Source organism: Streptomyces sp. NPDC057474 (assembly GCF_042802555.1).
Lineage (GTDB): Bacteria > Actinomycetota > Actinomycetes > Streptomycetales > Streptomycetaceae > Streptomyces.
In genome coordinates this window covers 65,268-89,004 of the sequence record NZ_JBHVDX010000002.1, presented here as the reverse complement: position 1 = coordinate 89,004, position 23,737 = coordinate 65,268, and the positions used below count along the sequence as shown (strand labels likewise).

At 69.6% G+C, this 23,737-nt stretch carries 26 protein-coding genes; 12 read left to right on the top strand and 14 right to left on the bottom strand.

What is annotated here, in order from left to right; translation table 11 throughout:
* Positions 1-9 precede the first annotated feature (9 nt).
* Complete coding sequence (locus ACFU53_RS01045; RefSeq protein WP_383984452.1) at positions 10-840, top strand: SAM-dependent methyltransferase; 831 nt, start codon at positions 10-12, stop codon at positions 838-840.
* A 112-nt stretch (positions 841-952) separates the two neighbouring features.
* On the opposite strand, the gene ACFU53_RS01040 is transcribed toward ACFU53_RS01045, so the two are convergent.
* Entirely contained in the window at positions 953-1,816 is an 864-nt protein-coding gene (locus tag ACFU53_RS01040) for an endonuclease/exonuclease/phosphatase family protein (protein ID WP_383984449.1), read from the bottom strand.
* 74 nt (positions 1,817-1,890) lie between these two features.
* On the opposite strand from ACFU53_RS01040, the gene ACFU53_RS01035 reads away from it, so the two are divergent.
* The 3 genes from ACFU53_RS01035 (at position 1,891) to ACFU53_RS01025 (ending at position 4,739) form a co-directional block, all read left to right on the top strand.
* Positions 1,891-2,322 (top strand): nitroreductase/quinone reductase family protein, encoded by a 432-nt coding sequence (locus ACFU53_RS01035; RefSeq protein ID WP_383984446.1) that lies wholly within the window; start codon positions 1,891-1,893, stop codon positions 2,320-2,322.
* 802 nt (positions 2,323-3,124) lie between these two features.
* Positions 3,125-3,808 carry a GNAT family N-acetyltransferase gene (locus tag ACFU53_RS01030; RefSeq protein ID WP_383984523.1) on the top strand — a complete coding sequence of 228 codons (684 nt, stop codon included), beginning with the start codon at positions 3,125-3,127 and terminating at the stop codon, positions 3,806-3,808.
* 13 nt (positions 3,809-3,821) lie between these two features.
* Positions 3,822-4,739 (top strand): virginiamycin B lyase, encoded by a 918-nt coding sequence (locus ACFU53_RS01025; protein ID WP_383984443.1) that lies wholly within the window; start codon positions 3,822-3,824, stop codon positions 4,737-4,739.
* A 180-nt stretch (positions 4,740-4,919) separates the two neighbouring features.
* Here the strand turns inward: ACFU53_RS01025 and ACFU53_RS01020 are convergent, their stop codons facing one another.
* The 7 genes from ACFU53_RS01020 to ACFU53_RS00990 all read right to left on the bottom strand — a co-directional run bounded on the left by ACFU53_RS01020 (position 4,920) and on the right by ACFU53_RS00990 (position 12,287).
* On the bottom strand, positions 4,920-5,453 hold the full coding sequence (locus ACFU53_RS01020; protein ID WP_383984440.1) for an AAA family ATPase: 534 nt from the start codon (positions 5,451-5,453) through the stop codon (positions 4,920-4,922).
* Between the two features lie 15 nt (positions 5,454-5,468).
* Positions 5,469-6,029: a hypothetical protein gene (locus ACFU53_RS01015; RefSeq protein WP_383984437.1), complete on the bottom strand. Its 561-nt coding sequence runs from the start codon at positions 6,027-6,029 to the stop codon at positions 5,469-5,471.
* Positions 6,026-6,808: a tetratricopeptide repeat protein gene (locus ACFU53_RS01010; protein ID WP_383984434.1), complete on the bottom strand. Its 783-nt coding sequence runs from the start codon at positions 6,806-6,808 to the stop codon at positions 6,026-6,028. Before ACFU53_RS01010 ends, ACFU53_RS01015 begins: the two co-directional genes overlap by 4 nt.
* 109 nt (positions 6,809-6,917) lie before the next feature.
* Complete coding sequence (locus ACFU53_RS01005; protein ID WP_383984431.1) at positions 6,918-8,396, bottom strand: aldehyde dehydrogenase family protein; 1,479 nt, start codon at positions 8,394-8,396, stop codon at positions 6,918-6,920.
* Positions 8,393-10,123 (bottom strand): amidohydrolase family protein, encoded by a 1,731-nt coding sequence (locus ACFU53_RS01000; protein ID WP_383984428.1) that lies wholly within the window; start codon positions 10,121-10,123, stop codon positions 8,393-8,395. Before ACFU53_RS01000 ends, ACFU53_RS01005 begins: the two co-directional genes overlap by 4 nt.
* 130 nt (positions 10,124-10,253) lie before the next feature.
* Positions 10,254-11,372, bottom strand: a complete 1,119-nt coding sequence (locus ACFU53_RS00995) for an LLM class flavin-dependent oxidoreductase (protein ID WP_383984426.1) — start codon at positions 11,370-11,372, stop codon at positions 10,254-10,256.
* 162 nt (positions 11,373-11,534) lie between these two features.
* On the bottom strand, positions 11,535-12,287 hold the full coding sequence (locus tag ACFU53_RS00990) for an SDR family NAD(P)-dependent oxidoreductase (protein WP_383984423.1): 753 nt from the start codon (positions 12,285-12,287) through the stop codon (positions 11,535-11,537).
* Between the two features lie 198 nt (positions 12,288-12,485).
* Here ACFU53_RS00990 and ACFU53_RS00985 point away from each other — a divergent pair, with 198 nt between their 5' ends.
* Together ACFU53_RS00985 and ACFU53_RS00980 are read left to right on the top strand one after the other, a co-directional pair.
* Positions 12,486-13,223: a hypothetical protein gene (locus ACFU53_RS00985; protein ID WP_383984420.1), complete on the top strand. Its 738-nt coding sequence runs from the start codon at positions 12,486-12,488 to the stop codon at positions 13,221-13,223.
* 129 nt (positions 13,224-13,352) lie between these two features.
* On the top strand, positions 13,353-14,144 hold the full coding sequence (locus ACFU53_RS00980) for a hypothetical protein (protein ID WP_383984416.1): 792 nt from the start codon (positions 13,353-13,355) through the stop codon (positions 14,142-14,144).
* 104 nt (positions 14,145-14,248) lie between these two features.
* Here ACFU53_RS00980 and ACFU53_RS00975 read toward each other — a convergent pair whose 3' ends face one another.
* Entirely contained in the window at positions 14,249-14,905 is a 657-nt protein-coding gene (locus tag ACFU53_RS00975) for a LuxR C-terminal-related transcriptional regulator (protein ID WP_383984413.1), read from the bottom strand.
* A gap of 530 nt (positions 14,906-15,435) precedes the next feature.
* Between ACFU53_RS00975 and ACFU53_RS00970 the strand changes: the two genes are divergently transcribed.
* Positions 15,436-16,176 (top strand): hypothetical protein, encoded by a 741-nt coding sequence (locus ACFU53_RS00970; protein WP_383984410.1) that lies wholly within the window; start codon positions 15,436-15,438, stop codon positions 16,174-16,176.
* 240 nt (positions 16,177-16,416) lie between these two features.
* Here ACFU53_RS00970 and ACFU53_RS00965 read toward each other — a convergent pair whose 3' ends face one another.
* A complete protein-coding gene (locus ACFU53_RS00965; RefSeq protein ID WP_383984407.1) occupies positions 16,417-16,845 on the bottom strand; it encodes a hypothetical protein in 429 nt (142 codons plus the stop codon).
* On the opposite strand from ACFU53_RS00965, the gene ACFU53_RS00960 reads away from it, so the two are divergent.
* Entirely contained in the window at positions 16,828-17,388 is a 561-nt protein-coding gene (locus ACFU53_RS00960) for a DUF6879 family protein (protein WP_383984404.1), read from the top strand. The genes ACFU53_RS00965 and ACFU53_RS00960 overlap by 18 nt on opposite strands.
* Positions 17,389-17,411: 23 nt before the next feature.
* Complete coding sequence (locus tag ACFU53_RS00955; protein WP_383984401.1) at positions 17,412-18,266, top strand: helix-turn-helix domain-containing protein; 855 nt, start codon at positions 17,412-17,414, stop codon at positions 18,264-18,266.
* A gap of 49 nt (positions 18,267-18,315) precedes the next feature.
* On the opposite strand, the gene ACFU53_RS00950 is transcribed toward ACFU53_RS00955, so the two are convergent.
* Positions 18,316-18,549 carry a GntR family transcriptional regulator gene (locus tag ACFU53_RS00950; protein ID WP_383984398.1) on the bottom strand — a complete coding sequence of 78 codons (234 nt, stop codon included), beginning with the start codon at positions 18,547-18,549 and terminating at the stop codon, positions 18,316-18,318.
* A gap of 136 nt (positions 18,550-18,685) precedes the next feature.
* Between ACFU53_RS00950 and ACFU53_RS00945 the strand changes: the two genes are divergently transcribed.
* Genes ACFU53_RS00945 through ACFU53_RS00935 form a run of 3 tightly spaced genes read left to right on the top strand, consistent with a single transcriptional unit; the run spans position 18,686 to position 19,418 of the window.
* Positions 18,686-19,027 (top strand): hypothetical protein, encoded by a 342-nt coding sequence (locus ACFU53_RS00945; RefSeq protein ID WP_383984395.1) that lies wholly within the window; start codon positions 18,686-18,688, stop codon positions 19,025-19,027.
* On the top strand, positions 19,021-19,215 hold the full coding sequence (locus ACFU53_RS00940) for a hypothetical protein (RefSeq protein ID WP_383984392.1): 195 nt from the start codon (positions 19,021-19,023) through the stop codon (positions 19,213-19,215). Before ACFU53_RS00945 ends, ACFU53_RS00940 begins: the two co-directional genes overlap by 7 nt.
* Positions 19,212-19,418, top strand: coding sequence for a hypothetical protein (locus ACFU53_RS00935; protein ID WP_383984389.1), 207 nt, complete (start codon positions 19,212-19,214; stop codon positions 19,416-19,418). The genes ACFU53_RS00940 and ACFU53_RS00935 overlap by 4 nt, the downstream gene beginning before the upstream one ends.
* 58 nt (positions 19,419-19,476) lie before the next feature.
* Here ACFU53_RS00935 and ACFU53_RS00930 read toward each other — a convergent pair whose 3' ends face one another.
* The 3 genes from ACFU53_RS00930 to ACFU53_RS00920 form a co-directional block, all read right to left on the bottom strand.
* Positions 19,477-20,379 carry a TIGR03619 family F420-dependent LLM class oxidoreductase gene (locus ACFU53_RS00930; RefSeq protein WP_383984520.1) on the bottom strand — a complete coding sequence of 301 codons (903 nt, stop codon included), beginning with the start codon at positions 20,377-20,379 and terminating at the stop codon, positions 19,477-19,479.
* Between the two features lie 264 nt (positions 20,380-20,643).
* Complete coding sequence (locus ACFU53_RS00925; protein ID WP_383984386.1) at positions 20,644-22,881, bottom strand: hypothetical protein; 2,238 nt, start codon at positions 22,879-22,881, stop codon at positions 20,644-20,646.
* On the bottom strand, positions 22,881-23,735 hold the full coding sequence (locus tag ACFU53_RS00920; protein ID WP_383984383.1) for a hypothetical protein: 855 nt from the start codon (positions 23,733-23,735) through the stop codon (positions 22,881-22,883). Before ACFU53_RS00920 ends, ACFU53_RS00925 begins: the two co-directional genes overlap by 1 nt.
* Between the last annotated feature and the right edge of the window lie 2 nt (positions 23,736-23,737).

Below are 23,737 nucleotides of genomic sequence, written 5' to 3'. Positions count from 1 at the left end.
ACGGCGCCCATGACCGATCACGCGACCACGCCCGACCCGGCGGCGGCTCCGGCGGCGAAGGAGAAGGTCGACACTTCGGTGCCCGCCTCCGCCCGCATCTGGAACTACTGGCTGGGCGGCAAGGACAACTACCCGGTGGACGAGGCGGCCGGCGACGCGTACGCCGGCGCCTTCCCCGGCATCGTGACCATCGCCCGCAGCAGCCGCGCGTATCTGCGGCGCAGCATCCGGCATCTGGTGGAGGTGGAGGGCGTCCGGCAGTTCCTGGACGTCGGCACCGGGCTGCCCACGGCGGACAACACCCACCAGGTCGCCCAGCGCAGCGCGCCGGAGGCGAGGATCGTCTACGTCGACAACGACCCGATGGTCCTCGCGCACGCCCGCGCGCTGCTCTACTCCTCCCCCGAGGGTGCCACCGCGTACGTGGACGCCAGCCTCTACGACACGGACCGCATCCTGGAGGCCGCCGCCAAGACGCTGGACCTGTCCCGGCCCACGGCTCTGATCCTCAGCGGCATCCTGGGCCACGTCGGCGACTACGACCAGGCCCGCGACATCGTCCGCCGCCTCCTCGCCGGCCTCCCCTCCGGCAGCTACCTCAACATCAACGAGGGCTCCCGGGGCACCGACCCCGACTACGAGCGCGCCCAGGACGCCTACAACGAGACAGGCGCCGTCCCGTACTTCCTCCGCCCCATCGACCAGATCACCGGCTACTTCGACGGCCTCGACCTGATCGACCCCGGCATCGTCTCCGTACCGCTGTGGCGCCCGGACGCCACGCAGGGGGGCGAGCCGAAGCCGATCGGGCAGCATGGAGGGGTGGGCAGGAAGCCGTAGTTCGTGTGAGGGGGACGGGCGACCGGGGTCTTCAGCGGGCCCCGGCCCTGCCGCGGTCCGCCCCGCTCCCCTCGTGGCCCGTTCCGTCCGTTCCGTCCGTTCCGTGCGCCCCTTACGTCCCGCCCGCCCCGCCCACCCCGTCCGCGAGGTCGGCTACGACGGCCATGTGGTCGGAGGGCCAGACGCCGTCGACCGGGGCGTCGCCCGCCCTCCGTACGGCGCGCACGTGCCCCATGCCACCCGGGCCCGGCGGCCCGACGTGGATGTAGTCGATCCGCACACTCGGCCCGAACGACCCGGCGACGTACGGGTTCGCGAGGTCCCAGGTGGCCGAGGGCGCGCCCGGCTCGGCGTACTCCCAGACGTCGAAGAAGCACTGCCCGGGTACGGCGGGCGCGGTCTTGTACCCGCCGAACAGCCGGACCTCGTCGGAGTCGGGCCAGGCGTTGAAGTCCCCGGTGACCACGGGCGGGTGGGCACTTCCGGCCCGGTGGCGGGCCACGAACTCGGCCAGCGCGGCGACCTGGCTGCAGCGCACCGCGGACGCGTCGGTCGCGGAGCTGAGGTGGGCGGTGAAGAAGGGGACGGGCGCGCCCGGCGCGTCGAGGAGGGCGTAGAGCGCGCCGCGTGCGCTGCCGCCCTCTCCCGTCGGCAGCCCGATGGCATCCCGCTCCAGGACGGGCCACCGGCTCAGCACGGCTATGCCGATCCCTACGCTCGGGTCCCCAATCCGCTGCTGCCAGCGCCCGGCGTCGCCGTACTCGCCCCAGGCCCAGCGCATACCGAGTTCCCCAGCGAGCCACCCGGCCAGATTCGCCCCGCTCTCCCCGCTCTCCCCGCTCTCCCCGTCCCGCTGCCAGACCTCCTGCAACCCGACCACGTCGGGCCGCAGTTCACGCAGCACGGCGAGGATCGCCTTCTGGCGCTCCTGCCACGGCCCGAACCGCCACCACAGGTTCCACGTCACGACCCGCACCGGCCACCCACCACCTTCGCCCCGTACCCGATCCTGTAACCCGTACCTCCCACACCCCGAGGAGAACCAAGCCGATGTCCCGCCATGCGGACCACGAGAATCAAGCGGGCCCCGCAGCCCACGCGGACCTCAAGCAACGTGTCGTCACTGCCTTCCAGCGCCACGTCGCCAACCCGGTCCTCCGCCGCCTACCGCTCCAGACCGTCCTGGAGACCACCGGCCGCACCTCCGGCCTCCCCCGCCGCACCCCCATCGGCGGGCGCCGCGTCGGCAACACGTTCTGGCTGGTCTCCGAGTACGGCGAGAAGTCCCACTACATCCGCAACATCAAGGCCGACCCCTCGGTCCGCGTCCGCATCCGGGGCCGCTGGCACGCGGGCACGGCCCACCTCCTCCCGAACGACGACCCGGTGGCCCGCCTGCGGACACTGCCTCGCATGAACAGCGCGGCGGTACGGGTACTGGGGTCAGGGTTGCTGACGGTACGGGTGGACCTGCGCGGCTAGGGGGTTGCTAGCTGCTCGCCAAGGAGGGCGCATGAGTCGAATTAGCTCGGTCGCGTGATGGTCGGCTTCCGGGCTTGCGCTGCCCTGGTCCGTTCGGGTTGGCGTGATCGTGCGATCTGGGACGCGGGGTACGGCGTCAGCGTGCGGGGCCCGGTGTTTCACCGGTGTGATGGTTCAGGGCCTCTCCGTCGCCTCTGGCTGTACCTGTGTGGCCGGGTCGTGCAGGGCTGTGTCCATCAGCGACCTCCGGCCGAACGGGGGCCTCCCGGGCCCGGACCACGCACAGGATGCGTGTCGCCGCCCCGGGGTCGAGTCTCCGCCTCGAACCCGGCCGGCACCCGCCAGTTTCCTCGTTGCAGCGGACGACCTCGGGCTGGTCCTTCTCGCCGAGGAGCAGGGCGGCGGGGATGTCGGCTTCGCCGGCCCGGTCGAGTGCCCGGAGGCGCCGGGGTGTCGTGGCCGTACGACGTGAACCACGCGGGGATCGCCGCCCGCAACGCCTCATCGGCCTCGGTGTCGGGGGACGGGCCCGCCGCCCCCCCACAGGCTCTGCGAGATCGACCAGGCCGTCCATGTCGCCCGCCTTGGCGAGCCTCCCGATGTTGTCGGTCGACTCCGCCGACTCCGATGCCCCTTCCCCCGCGCGGAATTCACGCGACACCGCACGAGCGCTCTGGAACGCTGTGCCGTCGGAGCCCGGGCGGCGTCGCTTGGCCGCGGACGCCCCTTGAACGCCCCGGGGCACCCCGGAAACGAACGAACCATGAACGCTGTACCGGCACTCGATTGGCGTTGGCGGCAGATGAGTTTCACGCTTGAGGGACCGGTTCTGGAGGGCACGCTCGTGCGTCTGGAACCGTTGGATCACCGCCACGCGGCGGATCTGGCCGTGGCGGCGGAGGAGGACCGGCGTTCGTACCGGTTCACGTGGGTGCCCAGAGCTGCCGAGGTCGAGGCGTACATCGACGCGCAGCTCGCCCGTGCCGCCGCCGGGCAGCTGGCCCCGTACGCGCAGGTCGAGCGGGCGTCGGGGCGGGCGGTCGGGGCCACGGGTTTCTGGGATCCGCGACTGTGGCCGACGGGGGACAGCGGGCTGTGCGCCATCGAGGTGGGCTTCACCTGGCTCGCGGCGTCGGCCCAGGGCACGGGGCTGAACACCGAGGCCAAGTACCTGCTGTTCCGGCATGCCTTCGAGCGGTGGGACGTGGCACGCGTCGACCTGAAGACGGATGCGCGGAACGGTCGTTCCAGGGCCGCGATCGAAGGGGTTGGCGCCCGTTTCGAGGGCGTACTGCGAAACTGGTCCCGCTCCTGGGCACCGGGCGAGGACGGCTGCCTCCGCGACTCCGCGATCGTCTCGATCACCGCAACGGAGTGGCCGGACTGCCGGGCAGCGCTCGAATCCCGCCTCGCTCACGCCAAGAACAACAGCAAGAACAACGGCGAGAACAACAGCTACAACAACAGCGAAAACAACAGCAACTGAGGAAACCGAACGCATGCCTCCTCGCCCGACGACCGTATCCATCACGGAGTTCTCCGTCGCCGAGGCCGAGGTGGGGCCTTACGGAATCACCGCCGGGCCGGACGGCGCGCTGTGGTTCACCATGGTCCACAGTGGGCGGATCGGCAGGCTCGCACCCGACGGTGAGACCACGTCGTACGCGCTCGAATCGGCCTCCGGCGGACCCTCGATCATCACGGCCGGGCCGGACGGCGCGCTGTGGTTCACGGAGTTCCGGGAGCATCGGATCGGACGTATCAGTACGGCCGGAGACATCACCTCCTTCTCCTTGCCTACGCCTGATGCCGGCCCGTTCGGGATCGCGCTCGGTCCCGATGACGCGCTGTGGTTCACGGAGGCGGGGGCCGACCGGATCGGCCGGATCACGACCGAGGGGGAGGTCGGAGAGTTCCCGCTCCCGCTCTCCGGGGCGTTCCCGTCGGCCATCGCCGCCGGGCCGGACGGCCGACTGTGGTTCACGATGAACCAGGCGCACGCGATCGGTGCCATGACACTCGACGGCGAGGTCACGGTCCACCCGCTGCCGACGCCGGGCGCCGCCCCCGTGGGCATCACCGCCGGTGGGGACGGGGCCATGTGGTTCGTCGAGATCGGGGCCGGTCAGATCGGCCGGATAGCACCGGACGGGAAGATCGACGAGTTCCCCCTCCCGGACCGCGAGTCCCGTCCGCACGCCATCGCCGCCGACGCCGACACCGACGGCGGTTGCTGGTTCACCGAGTGGGGCGCGAACCGCGTGGGCCGGATCACCTTCGACGGCCGTCACCACGAAATCCACGAACACGATCTGCCGACCCCCTCCTCCGAGCCCCACGGCATCGCCCCAGGACCCGACGGCTCGATGTGGACGGCCCTCGAGATCGGCTCCGTGGCCCGCATCCTCACCTGGTAACGATCGAGGTCGTGCTTCGCCCCATGGAGGCCTGCTTCGCCAGCTTCCCCATGGACTGCCTCGACGGTGAAGTGACCGGCATCAACAACCAGTTCGCCATCGCCGACGCGGAGCGCGCGGGCATACCTCAACGGCCAAGACCGGCCGGGCGGACTACTACACCGTCACCCGCTCACCCGGTCACCCGGTCACCCGGCGCAGCACCAGCTCGGCCAGCTCGGCCGGGCTCGACTCACCGTCCAGGAACACCGTGTCGGTGGGCAGGGTGTCGACCGCGGCCACACTCGCCGCGATCCGCTCCTTGCACCACCGCCGGACCCGTTCGTCCTGCTCGGGATCGTCCGGGGTGAAGCTGCGGCCGTCGATCCGGGCGACCAGTACGTCCTCGGGCACCTTGAGGAAGAAGTGGTGAAGGGGGACGCCGACGGCGCCGACCGCGCCGAACACCTCAGCCACGTAGGCGGGGTTCACCAAGGTCATCGGCACCAGTACCGGCCGCCGGTACTCCTCCACGAGGCCCACCAGGAACTCGGCCACCTGCCGCCGCCACAACCGCAGATCCTGGAAGTCCCCTGTCGGTACCTCCACGATCTCCCTCAGCACGTAGCCGACCACCTCGGGATCGAACACCAGCGCCTCGGTCCACCGTCCCCGCAGCTCCTCCACCAACGTGGTCTTGCCGCTCCCGAAGGCCCCGTTCACCCACACGATCATCCGCCGACCGTATCGCTATCCAGTGCGGCCGGTAGTCCGTGCGAAAGCGGCAAGGATCGCGAAGTCCGGTTCACACAGGCCGAGTCGTGAGTCGACACGGTGCAGCAGGGCGGAGGCCCCGTGGTGCGTGGCCACGAAGGCCCGGTCGGGAGCGTCGATCTCGTCGTCGACCCACGCGAACGGCCGCCCGGCCGCGTGCTCGACGAGATGCGGTGTCTTCCAGAAGACCTCAGGGTTCGCGCTCACCCCGGATGCGCGCGTCTCGGGCCAGTCCACCACTGGCAGTTCCGGCAGTCCGAGGACCGGGGCGATGTACGTGTTCGCCTCGCCGACCCAGGTAGTCGCCCACACCAGGTCGAACAGCTCGCCCAACTGCAGCAGTTGACGGCCGTGGTCCGGGTTGAGCCAGACCCGTAGCGGCTTGACGTACGCCGCGGGCCGTCCCGGATGCTGGGCGAGCCAGCCCTGCGGTTTCATCCGGTGGGTCGTGTAACCGGCGGGCCGCCGCTGCGGCTTCGCGGCGTACGGATTCAACGGCCCGTCCACGTCCAGGTAGAGGAGAGGGCGGCTCGTCACGGCGCCTTTCGGGACCGCGCGTTCTGCCACTGGGTGAGGAGGCGGCGGGTGGAGGCCGTGGTCGGATTGTCGGCGCCCAGGGCGCGTTCCATCGCGTCGACGACGGCGGTCATGTCGTCGACGGCGGCGGCGGCCCCGTCTGCGGTCTGGTCGGCTCGGTCGTGGCGCAGGATCGTGAGTGAGCTGCGGGCGATCAGGGTCGTGTCGTGTTCGGCACCGAGATGTTCCGTGGCCGTGGTGACGACATCGACGTAGGCCGCCTCCGCCTCGTCGGTGCGGCCGTCCTGGTTGCGCCACTCGGCGCGGCAGTAGAGGGCGGCGAGAGTGTCCGGGTGGCCGGGGCCGAGGACGCGGGTGGTGTCGGCGATCAGCTGGTCGACCGTGGCGTTGCGGTCCGGCAAGTCGCCTGTCTCTCCCCGCAGTTGGACGCTCAGGCAGCGGGCGGACAGGGTGTCGGGGTGGTCCGCGCCCAGTACCCGGGTCAGGTCCGGCAGTACGGCCTTCAGCCGGTACACCGCGAGGCCGGGCTGCCCCTGCTGCAGGCACGCCGCCGCCGACAGGACGCGGGCGCGCAGTACGTCGGGGGCGTCAGCCCCGAGCCGCCACTGCGCGACGGCCACCGGGAAGGGGATCTCCCGGTTCGCCATGCGCACGAGCGTGACGACCGCGCCCAGGGTCACCCCCAGATGCACCCAGAGCAGCCCACCGACCGGCACGAACAGTGCGCCCACGACGGCCGCCACCAGGCCACCCAGGGGCCACTGCCACGGCTTCGCCACACGCCCAGTACGCCGCTCATTCCGCATTCGAACATCATTGCGCCATCGACGATCAAATAGGAAGGGATCACCCTCGTCCACAACCCCGTTCGTGACCGCAGGGCAGGCCTCACCCGGGCCAGACGATCGCCTGCACCTCGCTGTACGCGTGCAGCGCGTACGACCCCACGTCGCGGCCCACCCCGCTCTTCTTGAAGCCGCCGAACGGGGCCTCCATGTTGCGGCCCACGGTGTTCACGCCCACTCCCCCCGCCCGGAGGCGTCGGGCAACGCGGAACGCCCTGGCCACATCGCCGGACCAGACGTAGTCGATGAGGCCGTAGTCGCTGTCGTTGGCGAGGGTGACGGCCTCGTCCTCGTCGTCGAAGGGGAGGACGACGACGACCGGGCCGAAGATCTCCTCGCGGACGACGCGCATGTCCGGGGTGCAATCGGCAAGGACGGTCGGGACGACGTAGAAACCCCGCTCGTACGGCGGCCGTTCACCACCGGCCACCACCCGCGCGCCCTCCTTGCGACCCAGCTCGACGTACGACTCGACACGGTCCCGGTGCGCCGCCGAGATCACCGGCCCGACCACCGTGCCCGGTTCGCGCGGGTCGCCCACCGGCAACCGCCCCGCGTACGCCGCCAGTTGGGTCACCAGCCGGTCGTAGACGCCCCGTTGCGCGATCACCCGCGTCGGTGCCGTGCAGATCTGCCCGCTGTAGAAGGTGAAGGTCGTGGCGATGCCGGCCACCGCCGACCCCACGTCCGCGTCGTCGAAGACGACCGCCGCGCCCTTGCCGCCCAGTTCCATCAGCTGGCGCTTCATCCCGCGCCCGCACACCTCCGCGATGCGCTGTCCGACCGCCGTCGAGCCGGTGAAGCTCACCATGTCGACGTCCGGTGAGTCCACGGCCGCCTCGCCGACGTCCGCGCCCGAACCGCTCACCACGTTCACCACCCCCGGCGGGACACCGGCGGCCTCCAGGGCCTCCGCCATGCGGTAGACGGAGAGCGGGTCCTGCGGGGCCGGCTTCACGACCACGGTGTTGCCCATGGCCAGGGCGGGGGCGATCTTGCCGGCCGGGTTGGCCCAGGGGTTGTTGTACGAGGTGACGCAGGTGACCACTCCCACGGGCTGCCGTACGGCGAGGGCGCCCATCACGGCCGCCTTGCCGAAGGGGCCCGCCTCGTTGATCTGGGGGGCGATCGGCTCCTCCACCGGCTCGACGCGGGCGTACCGCTGGAACCGGGCCGCGCCCACCCCCACCTGCATGCCGCGGGCGGTGCCGGTCGTCGCGCCGGTCTCGGCCCGGGCGAGTTCGGCGTACGGGACGAGGTCGCGTCGTATCAGCTCCGCCGTACGGGCCAGGACGGTCGCACGCTCGGCGGCGGGCATCCGTGACCACGGGCCGAAGGCCTCGCGGGCAGCGGCGGCGGCCGCGTGCACCTGTTCCCGCGAGGCCTCCGGCGCCCACCCGACGACGCCCTCTGTCGCCGGGTCGATCACCTCGTAGTGCCCACCGTCGGGCTCCACCCAGGAGCCACCGATGAACAACCGCTGCCCTTCGGAAGACCCGGCGGACGCCCCCGCGGAACTCACTTCGTACTCACCGTCCGCGTGTCCCGCCCGCTCCGCAGCACCTTCCCGGGCACCGCCCCGGTCACCACGTCGTCGCGGATCGCCTCGACGCCGTTGACCCAGACCGCCCGTACGCCGATCGCCCTGGAGTCGAGGCGTGGACTGTCACCCGGCAGGTCGTGCACCAGGGTGGCCTTGTCGGCGTCGACGCGCTCCGGGTCGAAGAGGACGAGGTCCGCATGCCACCCCTCCCGCACCTGCCCCCGTTCCCGCAGGCCGAAGAGGCGCGCCGGGTCGTCGGTCAGCATCTTCACCGCCTGTTCGAGCCCGACCAGCTTCCGGCCACGCAGACAGTCCCCGATGAACCTGGTGGTGTATGGGGCACCGCACATGCGGTCCAGGTGGGCGCCCGCGTCCGAGCCGCCGAGCAGCACGTCCTCGTGCCGCCAGGTCTCGGCGCGCAGGGTCCAGGAGTCGGGGTCGTTGTCGGTGGGCATGGGCCACAGGACCGTACGGAGGTCGTCGGCCGCGCAGATCTCCACCAGGCACTCGAACGGTTCCTGCCCCCGCTCCGCCGCGATGTCCTTGACGACCCGCCCGGTCAGGCCCTCGTTCGCCTCGGTGTACGTGTCGCCGATGACGTACCGCCCGAAGTTGGCGAGCCGGCGGAAGACGCCCGCCTCCTTGCTGTCCGCGCGCCGCAGCATCTGCGCTCGCACGTCCGGGTCGCGCAGCCGCTCGATCCGCTCGGGCACCGGCAGGCCCAGGATCGGGCCCCACCCCGGGATCAGGTTCAGCGCGCAGAACGTACCCAGCGACATGTTCATCGGCGTGAGGATCGGCATCGTCAGGGCCACCACCCGGCCCCCCGCCTTCCGCGCCCGCTCGCTCGCCTCCAACTGCCTCGGCACCCGCTCGGGGACGGCCGCGTCGATGGTGAGGACGTTCCAGTTGAGGGGCCGGCCGGCCACCGCGCTCATCTCCACGAAGAGATCGATCTCGTCGTCGCTGAACTGGTCCAGGCATCCCGCCACGATCGCCTCGATCTGCGTACCCTCGTGCTCGCCCACCGCCCGCGACAGCGCGATCAGTTCGGCGGGCCGAGCATGCCGCGACGCGACCGGCTGCCCGTCCCCGTCGCTGTGCGTCGAGGACTGCGTGGTCGACAGCCCCCACGCGCCCGCCTCCATCGCCTCGTGGAACAGCCGCAGCATCGCGTCCAGTTGATCGTCACTGGGCTGACCGCCGACGGCATCGGGTCCCATCACATACCGCCGTAGCGCGCAATGCCCCACCATGAACCCCGCGTTGACGGCGATCCGTCCTTCGAGGGCGTCCAGATACTCCCCGAAACCGTGCCAGCTCCAGGGCGCCCCCTCCTCCAACGCGACCAGCGACATCCCCTCGACCTTGGACATCATCCGCCGCGTGTAGTCCGCGTCCTCGGGACGGGAGGGGTTGAGGGGCGCGAGCGTGAACCCGCAGTTCCCGCCCGCGACGGTCGTCACCCCGTGGTTGAGGGACGGGGTCGCGTACGGGTCCCAGAACAGCTGCGCGTCGTAGTGGGTGTGCGGATCGACGAACCCGGGCGCGAGCACAAGCCCGGCCGCGTCCTCGGATGTACGGGCCTCTTCGGTGACGGTCCCGATGACGGCGATACGGCCGTCCCGTATCCCCACGTCGGCGGTGTACGCGGGCGCGCCGGTCCCATCGACGACGGTCACACCTTTGATGACATGGTCGAGCATGCCTCTCCCCTTTGGGCACCTAGTAGCAACCGAGTACCGCAGTCGACCCAGGGGCGCGGGGCTGTGTCGATTTGCGGCTCCGCCGCGTGTGCGCGACCAGCCCCCACACACCCGCAGCCGCCTTACAACCTCAACCCGCCGCCCGGAACCGCGAAGTCCGATGCACAGGATCCGTGTCGATCTTCGGAATCACGTGCTCCCCGACCAGCCGGATCGTCTGCAGCGTCGCCTCCTTCGGCACCCCCACCGGCAATCCGAAGCTCAACTGATCCGCCCCGGCCTGCTCCCACCGCTTGCACTGCCGGACCACCTCCTCCGGGTCCCCGCAGATCAACAGCTCTTCCTCGATGAGCAGTTCGATGAGCTCCTCGTTGTACTCGGGCAGCGTCTCCGGCCACACGGGGAAACCGTCGGGCCGGGGGAACGTGTCGTGGTACCGGAAGACGAGCGACGGCAGGTAGTGCAGCCCGCCGTTCACCGCGATCCGCACCGCCTCGTCGTGCGTGGGTGCGCAGATCGCGGTCGTCGTCACCATCACGTTGTCGTTGACGAAGTCACCGATCGGCTCGGCGTCGACGATCGCCGTCTTGTACTTCTCCAGCACCCACTCCATGTCGGAGACCTTCTGCACACTGAAACCCAGCACGCCGAGCCCCTTGCGCGCGGCCATGGAGTACGACGGCGGCGACCCGGCGGCGTACCACATCGCGGGGTGCGACTTCCCGTACGGCTTGGGCAGGATCTTGCGCGGCGGCAGTGACCAGTGCTTGCCCTGGAAGCCGACGTACTCGTCCTGGAGCCACATCTTGGGGAACTCGGCGATGGTCTCTTCCCAGATCTCCTTGGTGTAGTTCATGTCGGTCACACCGGGGATGAAGCCGAGGATCTCGTGCGAGCCGGCCCCGCGTCCGCTGCCGAACTCGAAGCGGCCCTCGGTGAGATGGTCGAGCATGGTGACCTTCTCGGCGACCTTCACGGGGTGGTTGACCTGGGCGAGCGGGTTGAAGATCCCGGATCCCAGATGGATGCGCTCGGTCGCGTGCGCCAGGTAGCCGAGGAAGACGTCGTTGGCGGAGAGGTGCGAGTACTCCTCCAGGAAGTGGTGCTCGGAGGCCCACGCGTACTTGAAGCCGGACTTGTCCGCCTGGATGACGTACTCGGTCTCCTCCATCAGCGCCTTGTGCTCCGCGAGCGGGTCGGTCTCGGCCCGCTTGCCCACGTATCCCTGTACAAAAAGCCCGAATTCCAAGGAGGTTCACCGTCCTCAGCGATACCTGGCAGCAGTTTCTGACAGTACGTCAGATCTCGGTACGGCCGACTGTTCCACCGGCCCCGTGGAGCGTCAATAGCTGACGTGTCGTCAGATACGTGCGGTCGGGACGCGTGCGGTGCGCGATCGGGACGCGTACGGTCACAGACTCACCCCGGCCAGCCAGCCCCCGTCGATCACGAACGGCTGCCCGGTGATGTAGGAGGAGTCCGCGCAGGAGAGGAAGAGGGCGAGGCGGGCGACCTCCTCGGGGCGGCCGATCCGGCCGAGCGGGATCCGCTTGCGGTAGAGCTTGTCGACGGCCTCGGCGGACGCCTCGTCACCCGGGTCGGTCATCGCGGTGTCGATGGAACCGGGGCAGACCGCGTTGACCCGGATGCCCTTGCGGGCCAGCTCCAGCGCGGCGACACGGGTGAGGCCGACGATCGCGTGCTTGGTCGCGGCGTACGCGCCGACGTACGCCATGCCCGTCATCCCCGTGTACGAGGCGGTGTTGACGATCGTGCCGCCGCCGGCCGCCTCGATCTCGGGGGCCAGGGTCTTGATGCCGAGGAAGACACCGACCTGGTTGACCTGCACGACCTGCATGAACTCGTCGAGGGGGGTGTCGACGAGGGAGTTGAAGCGCAGGACACCGGCGTTGTTGACGAGACCGTCGACGCGGCCGTACGCGCCCTTGGCGGCGGCCACGGCGGCCGTCCAGTCGGCCTCGCGGCTCACGTCCAGGTGGACGTAGAGCGCACCGATCTCCTTGGCGAGGGTCTCGCCCGGGTCGTCGAGGACGTCGGCGACCACGACATCGGCCCCTTCCGCCCGGAACAACCGGGCCTCCTGCTCCCCCTGGCCGCGCGCGGCGCCTGTGACGAGAACGACACGTCCGTCGAGCTTGCCCATGTGGACTCCCTTCGCGGGGTGTTGGCCGAGGTCAGCGTACCGCCCTAGCTGACGAAGCGTCAGCTGTCGAGCGTCACGCTTGCGACTGCGATCTCAAGTGACCGATGGGTAGGGACATTTGACCCTGTCCCTGCCATGTACGGAGCCCCAATAATCCGTCATCAGAAGGTAAAGCCCCCCTCAAGGAAAGAGCCGATCATGGCGAAGCGGCGCTTCAAGAACAAGAAGGTCCGGTACCTGGCGATCGGTGCCTCACTCGTGACCGGCACGGCTGTCGCAGCCGTGCTGCTGCCGTCGGCCAGCGCGGCCGATGAGAAGACGCCGGACCAAATCATGAGGATGTGCGAAAGGACTGCCAAGCTCAACGGAAAGCAGCAGTCCGTGAGTGACTTCAAGGGCGGGCTCGGGGACGGTTTCGAGTCTGATACCTGTGATTTCGTCGAGACGAACTTCGAGACCTTCGACGGCCCCACGGAGAAGGTCACCGTCGACTTTCCGAACTGCGAGCCGAACGCCACCGAACCGTCGAAGGTGACCACCGAGTTCTCGAAGGCGGTGGGCCAGGGCCAGGGCAAGTACACCGCGACCCAGCAGGGCGCCCTCGGTGGTCTCTTCGGAGCCCTGAGCGGCGGCTGGGTGAAGCACAAGGGCACGCTGGACATGACCGTCAAGACGGCCACCGCCAGCGAGTCGGAACAGCGGGAAGTCCCCGTCGGCAAGGTCATGCACGTGACGTTCACGCCGAAGATCCAGCGCATGACCGGCGAATGGCGGGTGCACCTCGACGCCGATCCTGGAAGCTTCGCGGTGAACCCCTCCCCAGAGCAGAACTTCGTGGCGCCGGAGGTCGTCGAGGGTCCGGTCATCCTGGAGAGCGCCGCGGGCACGCCCGGACTCGCGGACGGCACCACCAAGGTCGTACTGGAGGACTGCTGACCGGAGGCCGAGAGCCGACGGCCTCAGGACGCCCGCCCACCACACAGACTTCTCCCTCTACGGATTCCCCCCACGGCACAACCCGTCCCACCAGCTCTTCTCCCCCGATCCCCCTTGCAGGAGACACACATGACACGCACCGGGCGCAGCGGCAACCACCGCAGCAAGAAGAAGCGCATCACCCTCGTTCTGGCACCGGTCGCCGCCCTCGGACTGGCCGTCCCGCTGATGTACAGCGCGGGTGCCGCCACCCCCGACGAAGTGGCCACCGACTGCCGTACGGACTCGGACAAGCTGGAGAACTGCGAGTTCGTGGACGTCCAGAACAAGGTCAACAGCCTGGGCCCCAACGAGCGGGTGACCACGGTCACGGACAACTGCGGGATCAGCACCGCTGCGACCAAGACCTTCAGCGGCACGGCGTCCGTGACACGCGTCATTCAACTTGAGGACGGCTTCAACACGGACGGCAGTACGAAGCTGGCGAGCTCTGTCTTCGAGATCGGCGTCAAGTTCGCCACGCAGGAATTCAACATCAAGCGCGACGACACCACGTCGTCGTTCTCCTTCTCCAGGAGTGACACGGTGAAGGCGGACCACATCGCCTTCTTCATGTGGTCCCACAAGCGCACCGACGTGAGCGGCTTCCTCAAGGCCACCTACAAGGAAGCCCAGGACGGCCAGAAGGTGTTCTTCTCCCCCAGCGAGGGGGCCACCGACGTCCACGTCTTCTATCCTCAGCTCCTGCCCAGCGGAACGCCCGACGGCCGGCTCTGGCTGCGCAATGTGCAGTGCGGTACGCCCCAGGCAAACGGAATCATCAACAGCGAGAACAGTGCCCGCGCCGAACCCGGATTCGACGAGGGCGGCGCGAACGTGACCGACATCGAGGTCCCGCTCTCCGAAGTCACCATTCAATAGCGGATGGAGAAACCCGAGTAATCCCCCGTGCCATGCGCGGGGGATTATTGTGCGCTTTCCCAAACAGGCTCTATGCGTGCCTGAATACGCTCAACCAGGCATTCTCATACGCGAACTCCGGGGGTCGCTCCCAGCCATCTCAGCACCGCCTCCGTACTTCCCCGGACATCCAGCTTGGCGTAGACGTTGCTGAGGTTGTTGCGGACGGTCTTCTCGCTCAGCCGGAGGCGCAGCCCGATCTCCTGGGCGCCGAGGCCGGTGGAGAGGAGCTCCATGATCTGGCGTTCGCGGGGCGAGAGCAGGGAGCGCAGTCGCTCCATCGCCTCTCCGTGGTCCGGCAGACGCTGGGCCGCTTCCCGGATGGCCGCGCAGGCGACGGGCGAGAAGTAGGTGTGGCCGACCGTGGCGGCCATGACCGCGGAGGAGAGCATGCAGGTGCAGTAGTCGCCCTCGACCAGATAGCCGGCCCCGCCCCGGAACACCTCCACGACCGCCTCGGGGTCCCTGCGGGGGCTGACGACGATCACCGGGGCGCTCATGGATCCCATGGCCTTCAGCAGCACCGCGAAGGAGACCGACGGGTCCTCGCAGCGCAGGACCACGACGTCCACCTCGGTCTCGCGGAGTTCACGGTAGGGCGGCGGGACGTGCAGCGCGCTGGTCACGTACCGGTCGTCGGGGGCCGGCCAGTCGTCGTGCGGCCACTCCCCCTCGACACAGGCGAGAGCGACGGACAGGCCCTGGGACGACGGTGCCGGCAAGCGGGGTGGGTGTGCCGGAACACGGGAGGGACGTGCGGGAACAGCTGAAACGGGGGTGCCTACGTGCTGGGACGTTCTGACGTGCCGGGGGGATCGCACCTCGCGTGTCCTTCCGCCGAAGCCATGACTCCCCTACATACGTGACTCCGGCGCATGTTGTTCGAAGTTTCAATAACAAAATGCGAAGCTGTCAGACAGGTTCCACCGGCCCGTCCACCGCCACGGCCGAAAACGCCCAGCCTCGAACTCCCGCACCAGGCAGGAGAGTTCATGCAGAAGTCGGTCAGACGACGCGCGTGGTGGACCGTTCCCACGGTGGCAACGGTGACGGGAGGAAGACGCATGGACCTGCACGACGGCGGCGTGGGGACGAGTACGGAGCTTCTGCGGTGAGCGGGCGGTAGGGTCCGGGTGTGCGTTGATCTGCCGGGCGGTGGCCGAGTGCTACCGCAGAGGGTGCGGGTGACCCCGATGAGTCTCGGGGCCGCCCGGTTGGCATACCCGTCGTCCACCACACCGGAGATCACGCCATGACTGCTCAGCGGCCCATCACTTCCTACGACGCGTTCGTCGAGCTCGCCGCCGCCGACCCGGCTGTCCTCGGCCTCGTCCTCAAGGGCTCCCGGGCCCATGAGGGCATGACCACCGAGTACTCCGACCATGATCTGTACGTCGTCCTCGCCGATGGCGCGACGACAGACCTCACCCGGTTCACGGGGCACCGCACCCCGGAACTCGACCTCGTCCTCCTCTCCCTCGACGAGTTCCGCGCCGCCGGGATGCCCGGATTCGAGCGGTACGCCCTCGCCCGCGCCCTGGTCGTGCTGGACCGGCTCGACGGAGGCATCGCCCGGATCCTGGCCGACAAGGCACGGCTCGACGCGGAAGATGCCTTCCGGGAGGCGGGGGCGTGCCTCGACGCCTACGCCAACTCCCTCTACCGGTCGGTCAAGAACGACCGCGACGGGCAGGCGCTCGCGGCCCGCCTCGACGCCGCCGACAGTGTCAGGTCCCTGCTGGAGACGCTCTTCGCCCTGGACCGCCGCCCCCGCCCCTACAACAAGTACCTGGAGTGGGAGCTCACCCGATTCCCGCTGCCCGACTGGGACACCGACACGCTCCTCGACGCCGTGAACTGCATCTCGGGGACGGGCGACATCTCGTCACAGCGTCACCTCTTCGCCCAGGTCGAGGCCGTGGCCCGGCGGGCTGGGCACGGCCGGGTACTGGACGCGTGGGGTGCGGACCTGCACCTGATGCGCCCGCGGTAGCGGCGGGCCCCGCGAACGCATCGCGGGGCAGCGAGCTGTCACAACAGCGGCGGGTGGTCACGGAATCTTCGAGCTGTTTCGGCGGCATCGCGTCATCTGGGCGTACCGAGCCCTCTGAGCTGGGCGCCGAGCTTCAAACGGCCTGGTCTGTGAACTGATCGACCACGGCTGCTTCACGGGAGAGGAACTGGGCGGTGGACATCACAGACGGCCTCTCAGCGTCGTAGCCTGGTGCCGCGATCAGTCGGGCAGGTCCCAGCCCGGTCCTGCGGGGGAGCCGAGCCAGACGCGCTGACGGTTCGGGGTGACGGTCAGGCCGAACTGGGTCTGCGGCGGCGCTCCCGCATTCCGCCAGGCGCCGATCGACTCTTCGACGCCGTCCCACAGCCGCTTTGGACCGCCCTGGCGCACCAGGAACCCTCCCTCTCCGTCCGGCACGAGCGTGGCGAACGACCTCGTGTCCAGGTCGACCACGTGGTCCAGCATCGGGCCGCCGCCCACGCTCATCCCGATGTACTGGGCGCCCGGTACCGCGAGCTGGGCGACAAACTGAGTGGTCCAGTCGGCCAGTACCTCGGGGCCGACCAATGCCGGGCGCTCGTACGCGTCCTGGGTCAACAGATCCGCGACGTCGGACAGGGAGGGCGCGGCGTGCGGACGGGCAATCATGAACGACACCGTGCCGGGCAGAAACCGTCCTTCGGCCGTGCCGCCCTCGCCGACGGTCAGTTTCACCAGGCCCGATCCGTACAGCCACCCGGAGACAGTCGTGACAATCGTGCCGCCGGACCGCACCTGTTCGAGCCAGGCCAGCGGGGTACGGACCCGGAGAAGCGGGCGTCATGGTGGCGACCATGGCTCGACCTGATCCAGGAGACGGTCTCTCACGGGATCGTCGTACGCCGAGCCCGGATCATCTCCGAGCCGGTCACCGAGTACATCCGCTTCGAGCACTCGAACACGTTCACCAACATCGCCGCAGGCGAGCACGTACGCTGGCTGCCGCGCCGACATGCCTCGGACATCGCGCTGCCCGGCAACGACTTCTGGCTGTTCGACGAGCGGCTGGTCCGGTGGAATCACTTTACCGGCGACGGTCATTCGGCCGGCCAGGAGATCTCCGACGACCCGGCAGCCGCCAAGCTGTGCTCTGAGGCGTTCGCGACGGTGTGGGCGCGTGCCGTTCCACACGACCAGTACGACATCCGCTGACAGCACGCACGGTAGGCCAGTTCATGCCCCTCTCCCCGTCCTCGTCCGCCCAGGCAGCGCGCGAGACTGTCGCCAGGCGCCTGCGCGACCTCCGCAAGGAGGCGGGATTGACGGTCGTCGAGCTGGCCGACCGGTGCGACTGGCACCACTCCAAGACGTCCCGCATCGAGAACGCGGTCACCGGTCCCACGGCGAAGGACATCCGCCGCTGGTGCGGGGCGGTCCACGCCGACGACCAGGCGGAGAACCTCATCGTCCAGTCGGTGAACGCCGAGTCGATGTACCGAGAGTGGCGCCATCAGGTCCGTAACGGCCTGAAGCAGCTGCAGGAAAGCTACGCACAGATTTTCAACAGCACCGCGTTGTTCCGCGTGTACTCCTCCACCCTCGTCCCCGGACTGCTCCAGACGGAAGGTTACGCGGCGGGCGTACTGCGCAGGGCCGCCCACTTCCGTGAACTCCCCTTCGACGACAGTGCCGAGGCGGCCCGGGCCAGGGTCGAGCGCTCGCGCGTCATCCACGAGCCGGGGCGCCGTTTCGTCCTGCTGGTCGAAGAGTCCGTTCTCCACTGCCAGATCGCCGACGCGGACGCCATGGCCGCGCAACTCGGCTACCTCCTCGCAGCCGGAGCCCTGCCGTCGGTGTCGCTCGGCATCATCCCGATGGTCACCCAGGAGCGCGTGCACTGGCCGCGGGAGACGTTCCACATCTACGACGACGAACTCGTGTCCGTGGAGCTCGTGTCAGCTCGCGTGAGAATCACCCAGCCCGACGAGATCACCCTCTACTTGAAGGCTTTCGAGCAACTGCGCAGCATGGCCGTGTACGGGCCGGAGGCTCGCGCTCTGATCCTCAAGGCCATCGAGGCGCTGGGCTGACGCATGTCGGCGCATGCCAAGGGCCACCCCAGGTCCAGCAGGCCGTGGGTCACGTCTCCCGATCAGCGACGAACGAGCCCTGCCCCAGCACGGTACGGAGCTTGCCCTCCGAGCGGAGGGAGGCCACAGCCTTCTGCACGGTCGACGCTGCGACGTCGAACTCCGTGGCCAGGTCCACTACAGCGGGGAACCGGCTGCCGGGCGCGTACACACCGGCGTCGATACGGCGGCGCAGTTCATCCGCGATTTGAGGCCAGACGGGCACGGCTCGGTCGAGATCCATGATGCGAACATATGCGCCTTCGCGGAAACAGACGACCGCGAATACACGAATACGCGTATGCTCGCCAGGTAAAGAACCCCGGCGGCCTTGCACAGCCCCGGGGTTCACGGCCACCAGCTAAACAGGAGCTGACGACATGAGCATTATCCACGCGCTCTTGCGATGCATGCTGAGTATGTTCGCGCCCGGTACCGGCAGACGACGCGCCGGTTCCCGCCCCGCCGTCCCCCCACCGCCTCTGCCCGAGGCCCCCAGTCTCGCCGTATCTCGACTCCCCACCCCACGCTCCCCGTACAGCCTGGACACGGACACCCCCCTAGACGGGGCCGCATCCCCCCTCGTCCGCCCCTACCTCGCCGCCGTAGAGCGGGAGCAAGCGCGGCAGTCGCGGCGGCGGCTCGCGCTGGTGCTCGCCGCCGACTTCGGGATCGACCTCGACCGCCATGTCGTCGGTGCGGAGCGGGCGGTGGCGTGTTGAGCCCGGTGGAGGCGGACGCCGCGCCGTCCGCCGAGTGCGCGCTCGCCGGGCGGCCCGACTACGCGGACCTGCACCGGCGGTGTCGTCAGACGGCCGACGTACCGCTGCCGGGAGCCACGGGCCTGCTGCTGATGTCCGCCTGCCCGTGCCCATGCCACCACGCACCCGGCACGGACGGGGCCCGGTGAAAGCTGGGCGGTATCCCGAGAACGGGGCCTCCCGACTGACCATCCGCACCTACCGGATCGACCCGGACGGCGAGACCGTCAGCCATACACACCAGCTCACGGTCACCAGCGAGCACGACACCGAGCGCCTGCCCCAGTCGCACGAGTGGCCGCCGTGCCGCTGCCCCCGTTGCCGGGCCTGGCAGGAAACAGAACCCCGGTAGCCAGCCCTGCACATCAGCCGCCTGCCCTTCCACGCCTCCATGGCAGGGCGGGCGGCTTCTACAGCAACGGACCCACCTCGGCCCCGAACTCGCCCATTTGGTCCGTGAGTTCACTTCGGCTGCGGCTGCGGAACCGCACCTGGATCTGGTCCACCCCCATCGCCCCGTACTCCCGCAACGACTCCGCGAGGGCCTCCGGGTGGCCGGTGAGCGTGCGACGGCCAACGTTCCAGCCCGGCTCGCCCACGTACAGCGGCTCCGCGATCGCGCCGATGGTGAAGGGGTCGGTGACTCTGGCCTCCTCCCGTAGGCGCCGGAGCCGGGTGATCTGGGCCGGCAGTCGGTCGCGGGGGTCGCCCTGGGGAAGCCAGCCGTCGCCGCGGACGGCGGCCCGGCGGACGGCGGCGGGGGACGAGCCGCCCACCCACATCGGGACACGCTCCTGGGCCGGGCGGGGGCGCTGGCCCAGCCCCTCGAAGTCGTACACCTTGCCATGATGGGAGGGGAATTCGTCCGGGCCGAGAGCCGCCCGCAGCGCGTCCACACACTCGTCCAGGACGGCTCCCCGGCGGTCGAAGTCGACGCCGAGCGCCTCGAACTCCTCCCGTACGTGCCCGGCGCCCACGCCGAGGATCAGCCGGCCGCCGGAGAGGTGGTCGAGGGTGGCGTACTGCTTGGCCGTGAGGAGCGGGTGGCGCAGGCCGACGACCGCGACATGGCTGAGCAGCCAGACCCGTTCGGTGACGCCGGCCAGGTAGGCGAGCGTGGCGACCGGGTCGTACCAGACCGTGCTCATTGCGGGCGCTAGGCGGCGCGGGATGGCCACGTGGTCGCAGGCGGCGACGTACGCGAAGCCCGCCCGGTCGGCGGCCCGCGCGATCTCAGCCAGATCCTGGGGCCCGGCGTCCGCCTCCCAGGGCTCGGCGTAGAGAGTGCTCTGCGACTGGACGGGGAGCTGCATCCCGTAGGCCAGTCGGCCTTCCCGCAGTGATCGCACGGCCGCTCCTCCGGCTGATGGAATCAGGCGCCCTCATCGTCTTAGCTGACGAGCCGTCAGACAAGGGGGGCGGGGCCGTCGTTGTGGGGGTACGGGGGAGTCGTTTCGGTCGGCGGGAGGGAGCGGCCCATCTCTCGTAGGTATTCGGGTTGGACGAGTGCCTCGACCGTCGTCGACGCGGGTGAGGCGCGCCTCGATCCCTCTCGGTGAGCGCCGCATCCGACCGACTCATCCACCGGTTGCCAGCAACTTCACGTAGCGACGAATGCTCAGAGAACGCCGGGTCACCGCACGCGCTTGGGCCAGTTCTGACTTCACCCGTGCCAGTTCCGCCTCGGCACCGGCCAGCCGCTTCTGGCGCTGGATGAGTTCGGCCCGCATGCGCTGAACGTCCACGCCCCGCTGCTGGCGCTCGGTGGCGAGCCGCTGCCGTTCGTCGGCTGTCCTCTTCTGGAGGGCGTCCCGGCTCTGCTGGGCATTCGTTTCAGCCTGCTTTACCTGGGTGTTCAGGTCCCTGCGACGGGTGGCGAAGTCGTTCCGGATGCCTGCCATGATCTGGGACGGCACCTTGGTGGGCGCGGTGGCACGGGCGCGCTGCTCCAGGTTCCTGCGCCATGTCTCCAAGGTGGTGGCCCGAGCCGCGCCGATACCCGGTACGCGGATCCACTGGCCGCTCGCGCCCACGAGGTAGGTCTGGTTCTGGGTGACGCCCGTGCCCGTGAAGTCGGCCGCGGTCCGAATGCCCGCGTCGGACAACGCCTGGACCATCTTGGCGCCCATATTAGTGAGCGAGCGTGCCTCTTGGATCGAGGTCCTGCGCAACCTGTCTTGGATGTGCGCCCTGATCGCCGGCTCCAGCGCGGCGGCGATGCGACGCGCCTCCTCGGCCGGTAGTGCGACAAGTGCCTTTTGCATCTGGCTTGTGCGGCGGTTCAGCTCCACCGTAATGCGCGCCAGACCGTCCCGAAGTTCCGTCTGAAGTGACTGGAGGCGCCGGTCCGAGGCGACGGCGTCCTTCGCCGCCGAGTCGTCCAGCTTGCGGATCTCCTTCGCCAGGCTCTGGTGGGAGGCGGCCGGGCCCTTCAGCTCCCGTGCCCGTAGACGTAGTTCACCGACTCGCGCCTTCGCGGTGCGGTACTCAGGGCGCAGTCGCCGCCCCAGACCGATCGCGGCCGCGGACACGGCGAGGGCGGCCCCCTGGGCGATGGGCAGGTAGCCGTCGGGCGGGGCGGAGACGACGGCCAGGGCCACCGGTGTCGAGGTGGTGAGCAGGGCGGAGGCCGCCACGACCAGGTCGCGCGCGCGCCGCCCGACGAACCCAGTGCTGGGCCCGAGCGCGGCGACCGGGCCCGTCGGATCCGCCGCAGCCGCCGGGATGTGGCCCGACATCCAGGCCGGGACCCCGCTGGGCGACGGCCCGGCCGTCGTCGCCAGTGCCTGGGCCAGACGCTGGCTTGCGCTCCTGCCCTTCCTACTGCCCGGCACCGACCGTGGTGAGGGAACCGACACCGCGTCCGGCGTCAGCGCCGGGAGGGCCGAACACGGCTTGCCCAGCAGCTTCTTGACCTGGGTGGCAACGGCCCGTACCCGCTCGTCGGGGTGGCCGAGCAGCATCGGCCAGGCCAGGGACATGGCGGGCTCGGTGAAGTCGGCCTCGGAGAGGATGAGGTACTCACCCTGAGGGTCGTGCAGTTGACGCCACAGTCCGGGGTCGGCCGCGACGGCGAAGAGGGAGAGCTGGATGATCCAGGCGGAGAAGCGGTCCATGGAGGGGCCGTAGTCGGCCGCCGAGCGGGACGGGGACTGGTAGTTGCGGTGGCCGTTCTCCGTCGCCTTCTCGCCCTTGAGAGCCGGCACGTACATGCCGTCGTAGTCGACGAGGCGGAGGGTTCCGTCGGAAGCCACCAGGATGTTGCCGTGCTGGAGGTCTCCGTGGGCGATTCCGGCTCGGTCGAGGTCGCCCACCAGGGCCAGAAACCGGTCGGCCAGCGCCCGTACGGCGACTGTGTCGTCGACGTGGCCTTCGAGCCAGCCGATGAGGCCGGTGCCCTGGACCCAGGCCATCTTGACCACGGGGTACCACTGCCCCTCGACCAGCACTCCCTCTTCCAGGAACTCGAACCCCACGGACCACGGCTGCGACAGTGCGCCGATGTCGAGACCGCCCAGGGCGGAGCTGATCGCCAGGTACCGCTGGGTGAGGGCCGTGCTGTCCCTGGTGAAACACTTCAGGGCGTACCGCTGTCCGTCCGGGGCCGTGACCGAAAAGACGCTGGCGAAGTTGCCGGAGATGGCCTTAGGTCCCAGTCCGACTACGAGACTCTGCTGCACCGTGCCGTGCTTGAGGTCGGGGTCGCGGAAGCACAGCTGCGGGTGTTGCAGGGCCTGCGAGTAGTTCGCGCCCGTCGGGAACTTTCTGACCGCTCCGGTTCCGGCGGCGGATCCGCCGCTTTGGGAGACCGCCATCACGCCTCCGCTCTCACCCTCATCCGGATGAGGGTGACATCGTCGTTGCGCATGCGAGAGCGCGCCCGCTGATCGTTCACCCACTCCTCGAAGGACTCCTCGCCGAGGTCCACGAGCCGGGCCAACCGCTTGCCCGGCGCAGTCGACTCGTTGTCCGGGGTGAGCAGCCAGGCCGCCAACGCATCACTCGCCAGAAGCACTTCGTCGCCGGGGAGGAGTTCGCCCTGGGCGACGGTTACACGGTCGGTGACCAGCGCCACGTCGTGGTTGCGGCTGCCGAGGAGCTGTGGAGTGATGCCGAAGTCCTCGACGGCCGCGAGCGGAAAGGCGCCATGCACATGACCGTCCCGTATGTGGAAGAGGCAGCTGTCGCCGAGAGCGAAGGCGTACCAATCCCGGCGTACGTCACCGCCGTCCGCCACGGTCACCCGGATCTCGGCCCCCAGTACGGTGGCGAAGGCGCCCTTTTCGAGGCCTGGCTGCTCGTACCAGGTGATGGGCCGCCCCCGGGCGGCACGGTCGTCCTGGTACCAGGTGAGGAAGGCGTCCCAACGGATCGCCGAACGGGACATGAGGTCGCCGACGAACCCGCTGAGGTCCCGCCACCAGTCACCGGCCAGAGTCATGGACTCGACGGTGTCGTTGGCGAGCCGGTCGGCCCAGGCACCGGCGAGCAGGCTCTCCGAGGCGCCGTCCGACACGGCGGCGTACAGCGAGGCCACGGTCCGCCCTTCGCCGTCGAAGTGCGGATCACCGTCCCAGACGCGACCGGCGTCCTCACACTCCTCGATCCGGCTGCCGGCCTTGGGCACGCGCAGCAGCTGCCACTCCGGCAGCACCAGGAGGTCCGCCATGG

What these genes read in the sequence shown, in the direction of transcription:
- ACFU53_RS01045 (WP_383984452.1), top strand. Translation starts at nt 10, where the DNA reads ATGACCGATCACGCGACCACGCCCGACCCGGCGGCGGCTCCGGCGGCG.
- ACFU53_RS01035 (WP_383984446.1), top strand. Translation starts at nt 1,891, where the DNA reads ATGTCCCGCCATGCGGACCACGAGAATCAAGCGGGCCCCGCAGCCCAC.
- ACFU53_RS01030 (WP_383984523.1), top strand. Translation starts at nt 3,125, where the DNA reads ATGAGTTTCACGCTTGAGGGACCGGTTCTGGAGGGCACGCTCGTGCGT.
- ACFU53_RS01025 (WP_383984443.1), top strand. Translation starts at nt 3,822, where the DNA reads ATGCCTCCTCGCCCGACGACCGTATCCATCACGGAGTTCTCCGTCGCC.
- ACFU53_RS01020 (WP_383984440.1), bottom strand. Translation starts at nt 5,453, where the DNA reads ATGATCGTGTGGGTGAACGGGGCCTTCGGGAGCGGCAAGACCACGTTG.
- ACFU53_RS01000 (WP_383984428.1), bottom strand. Translation starts at nt 10,123, where the DNA reads ATGCTCGACCATGTCATCAAAGGTGTGACCGTCGTCGATGGGACCGGC.
- ACFU53_RS00990 (WP_383984423.1), bottom strand. Translation starts at nt 12,287, where the DNA reads ATGGGCAAGCTCGACGGACGTGTCGTTCTCGTCACAGGCGCCGCGCGC.
- ACFU53_RS00985 (WP_383984420.1), top strand. Translation starts at nt 12,486, where the DNA reads ATGGCGAAGCGGCGCTTCAAGAACAAGAAGGTCCGGTACCTGGCGATC.
- ACFU53_RS00980 (WP_383984416.1), top strand. Translation starts at nt 13,353, where the DNA reads ATGACACGCACCGGGCGCAGCGGCAACCACCGCAGCAAGAAGAAGCGC.
- ACFU53_RS00970 (WP_383984410.1), top strand. Translation starts at nt 15,436, where the DNA reads ATGACTGCTCAGCGGCCCATCACTTCCTACGACGCGTTCGTCGAGCTC.
- ACFU53_RS00965 (WP_383984407.1), bottom strand. Translation starts at nt 16,845, where the DNA reads ATGATTGCCCGTCCGCACGCCGCGCCCTCCCTGTCCGACGTCGCGGAT.
- ACFU53_RS00955 (WP_383984401.1), top strand. Translation starts at nt 17,412, where the DNA reads ATGCCCCTCTCCCCGTCCTCGTCCGCCCAGGCAGCGCGCGAGACTGTC.
- ACFU53_RS00950 (WP_383984398.1), bottom strand. Translation starts at nt 18,549, where the DNA reads ATGGATCTCGACCGAGCCGTGCCCGTCTGGCCTCAAATCGCGGATGAA.
- ACFU53_RS00945 (WP_383984395.1), top strand. Translation starts at nt 18,686, where the DNA reads ATGAGCATTATCCACGCGCTCTTGCGATGCATGCTGAGTATGTTCGCG.
- ACFU53_RS00930 (WP_383984520.1), bottom strand. Translation starts at nt 20,379, where the DNA reads ATGCAGCTCCCCGTCCAGTCGCAGAGCACTCTCTACGCCGAGCCCTGG.
- ACFU53_RS00925 (WP_383984386.1), bottom strand. Translation starts at nt 22,881, where the DNA reads ATGGCGGTCTCCCAAAGCGGCGGATCCGCCGCCGGAACCGGAGCGGTC.
- ACFU53_RS00920 (WP_383984383.1), bottom strand. Translation starts at nt 23,735, where the DNA reads ATGGCGGACCTCCTGGTGCTGCCGGAGTGGCAGCTGCTGCGCGTGCCC.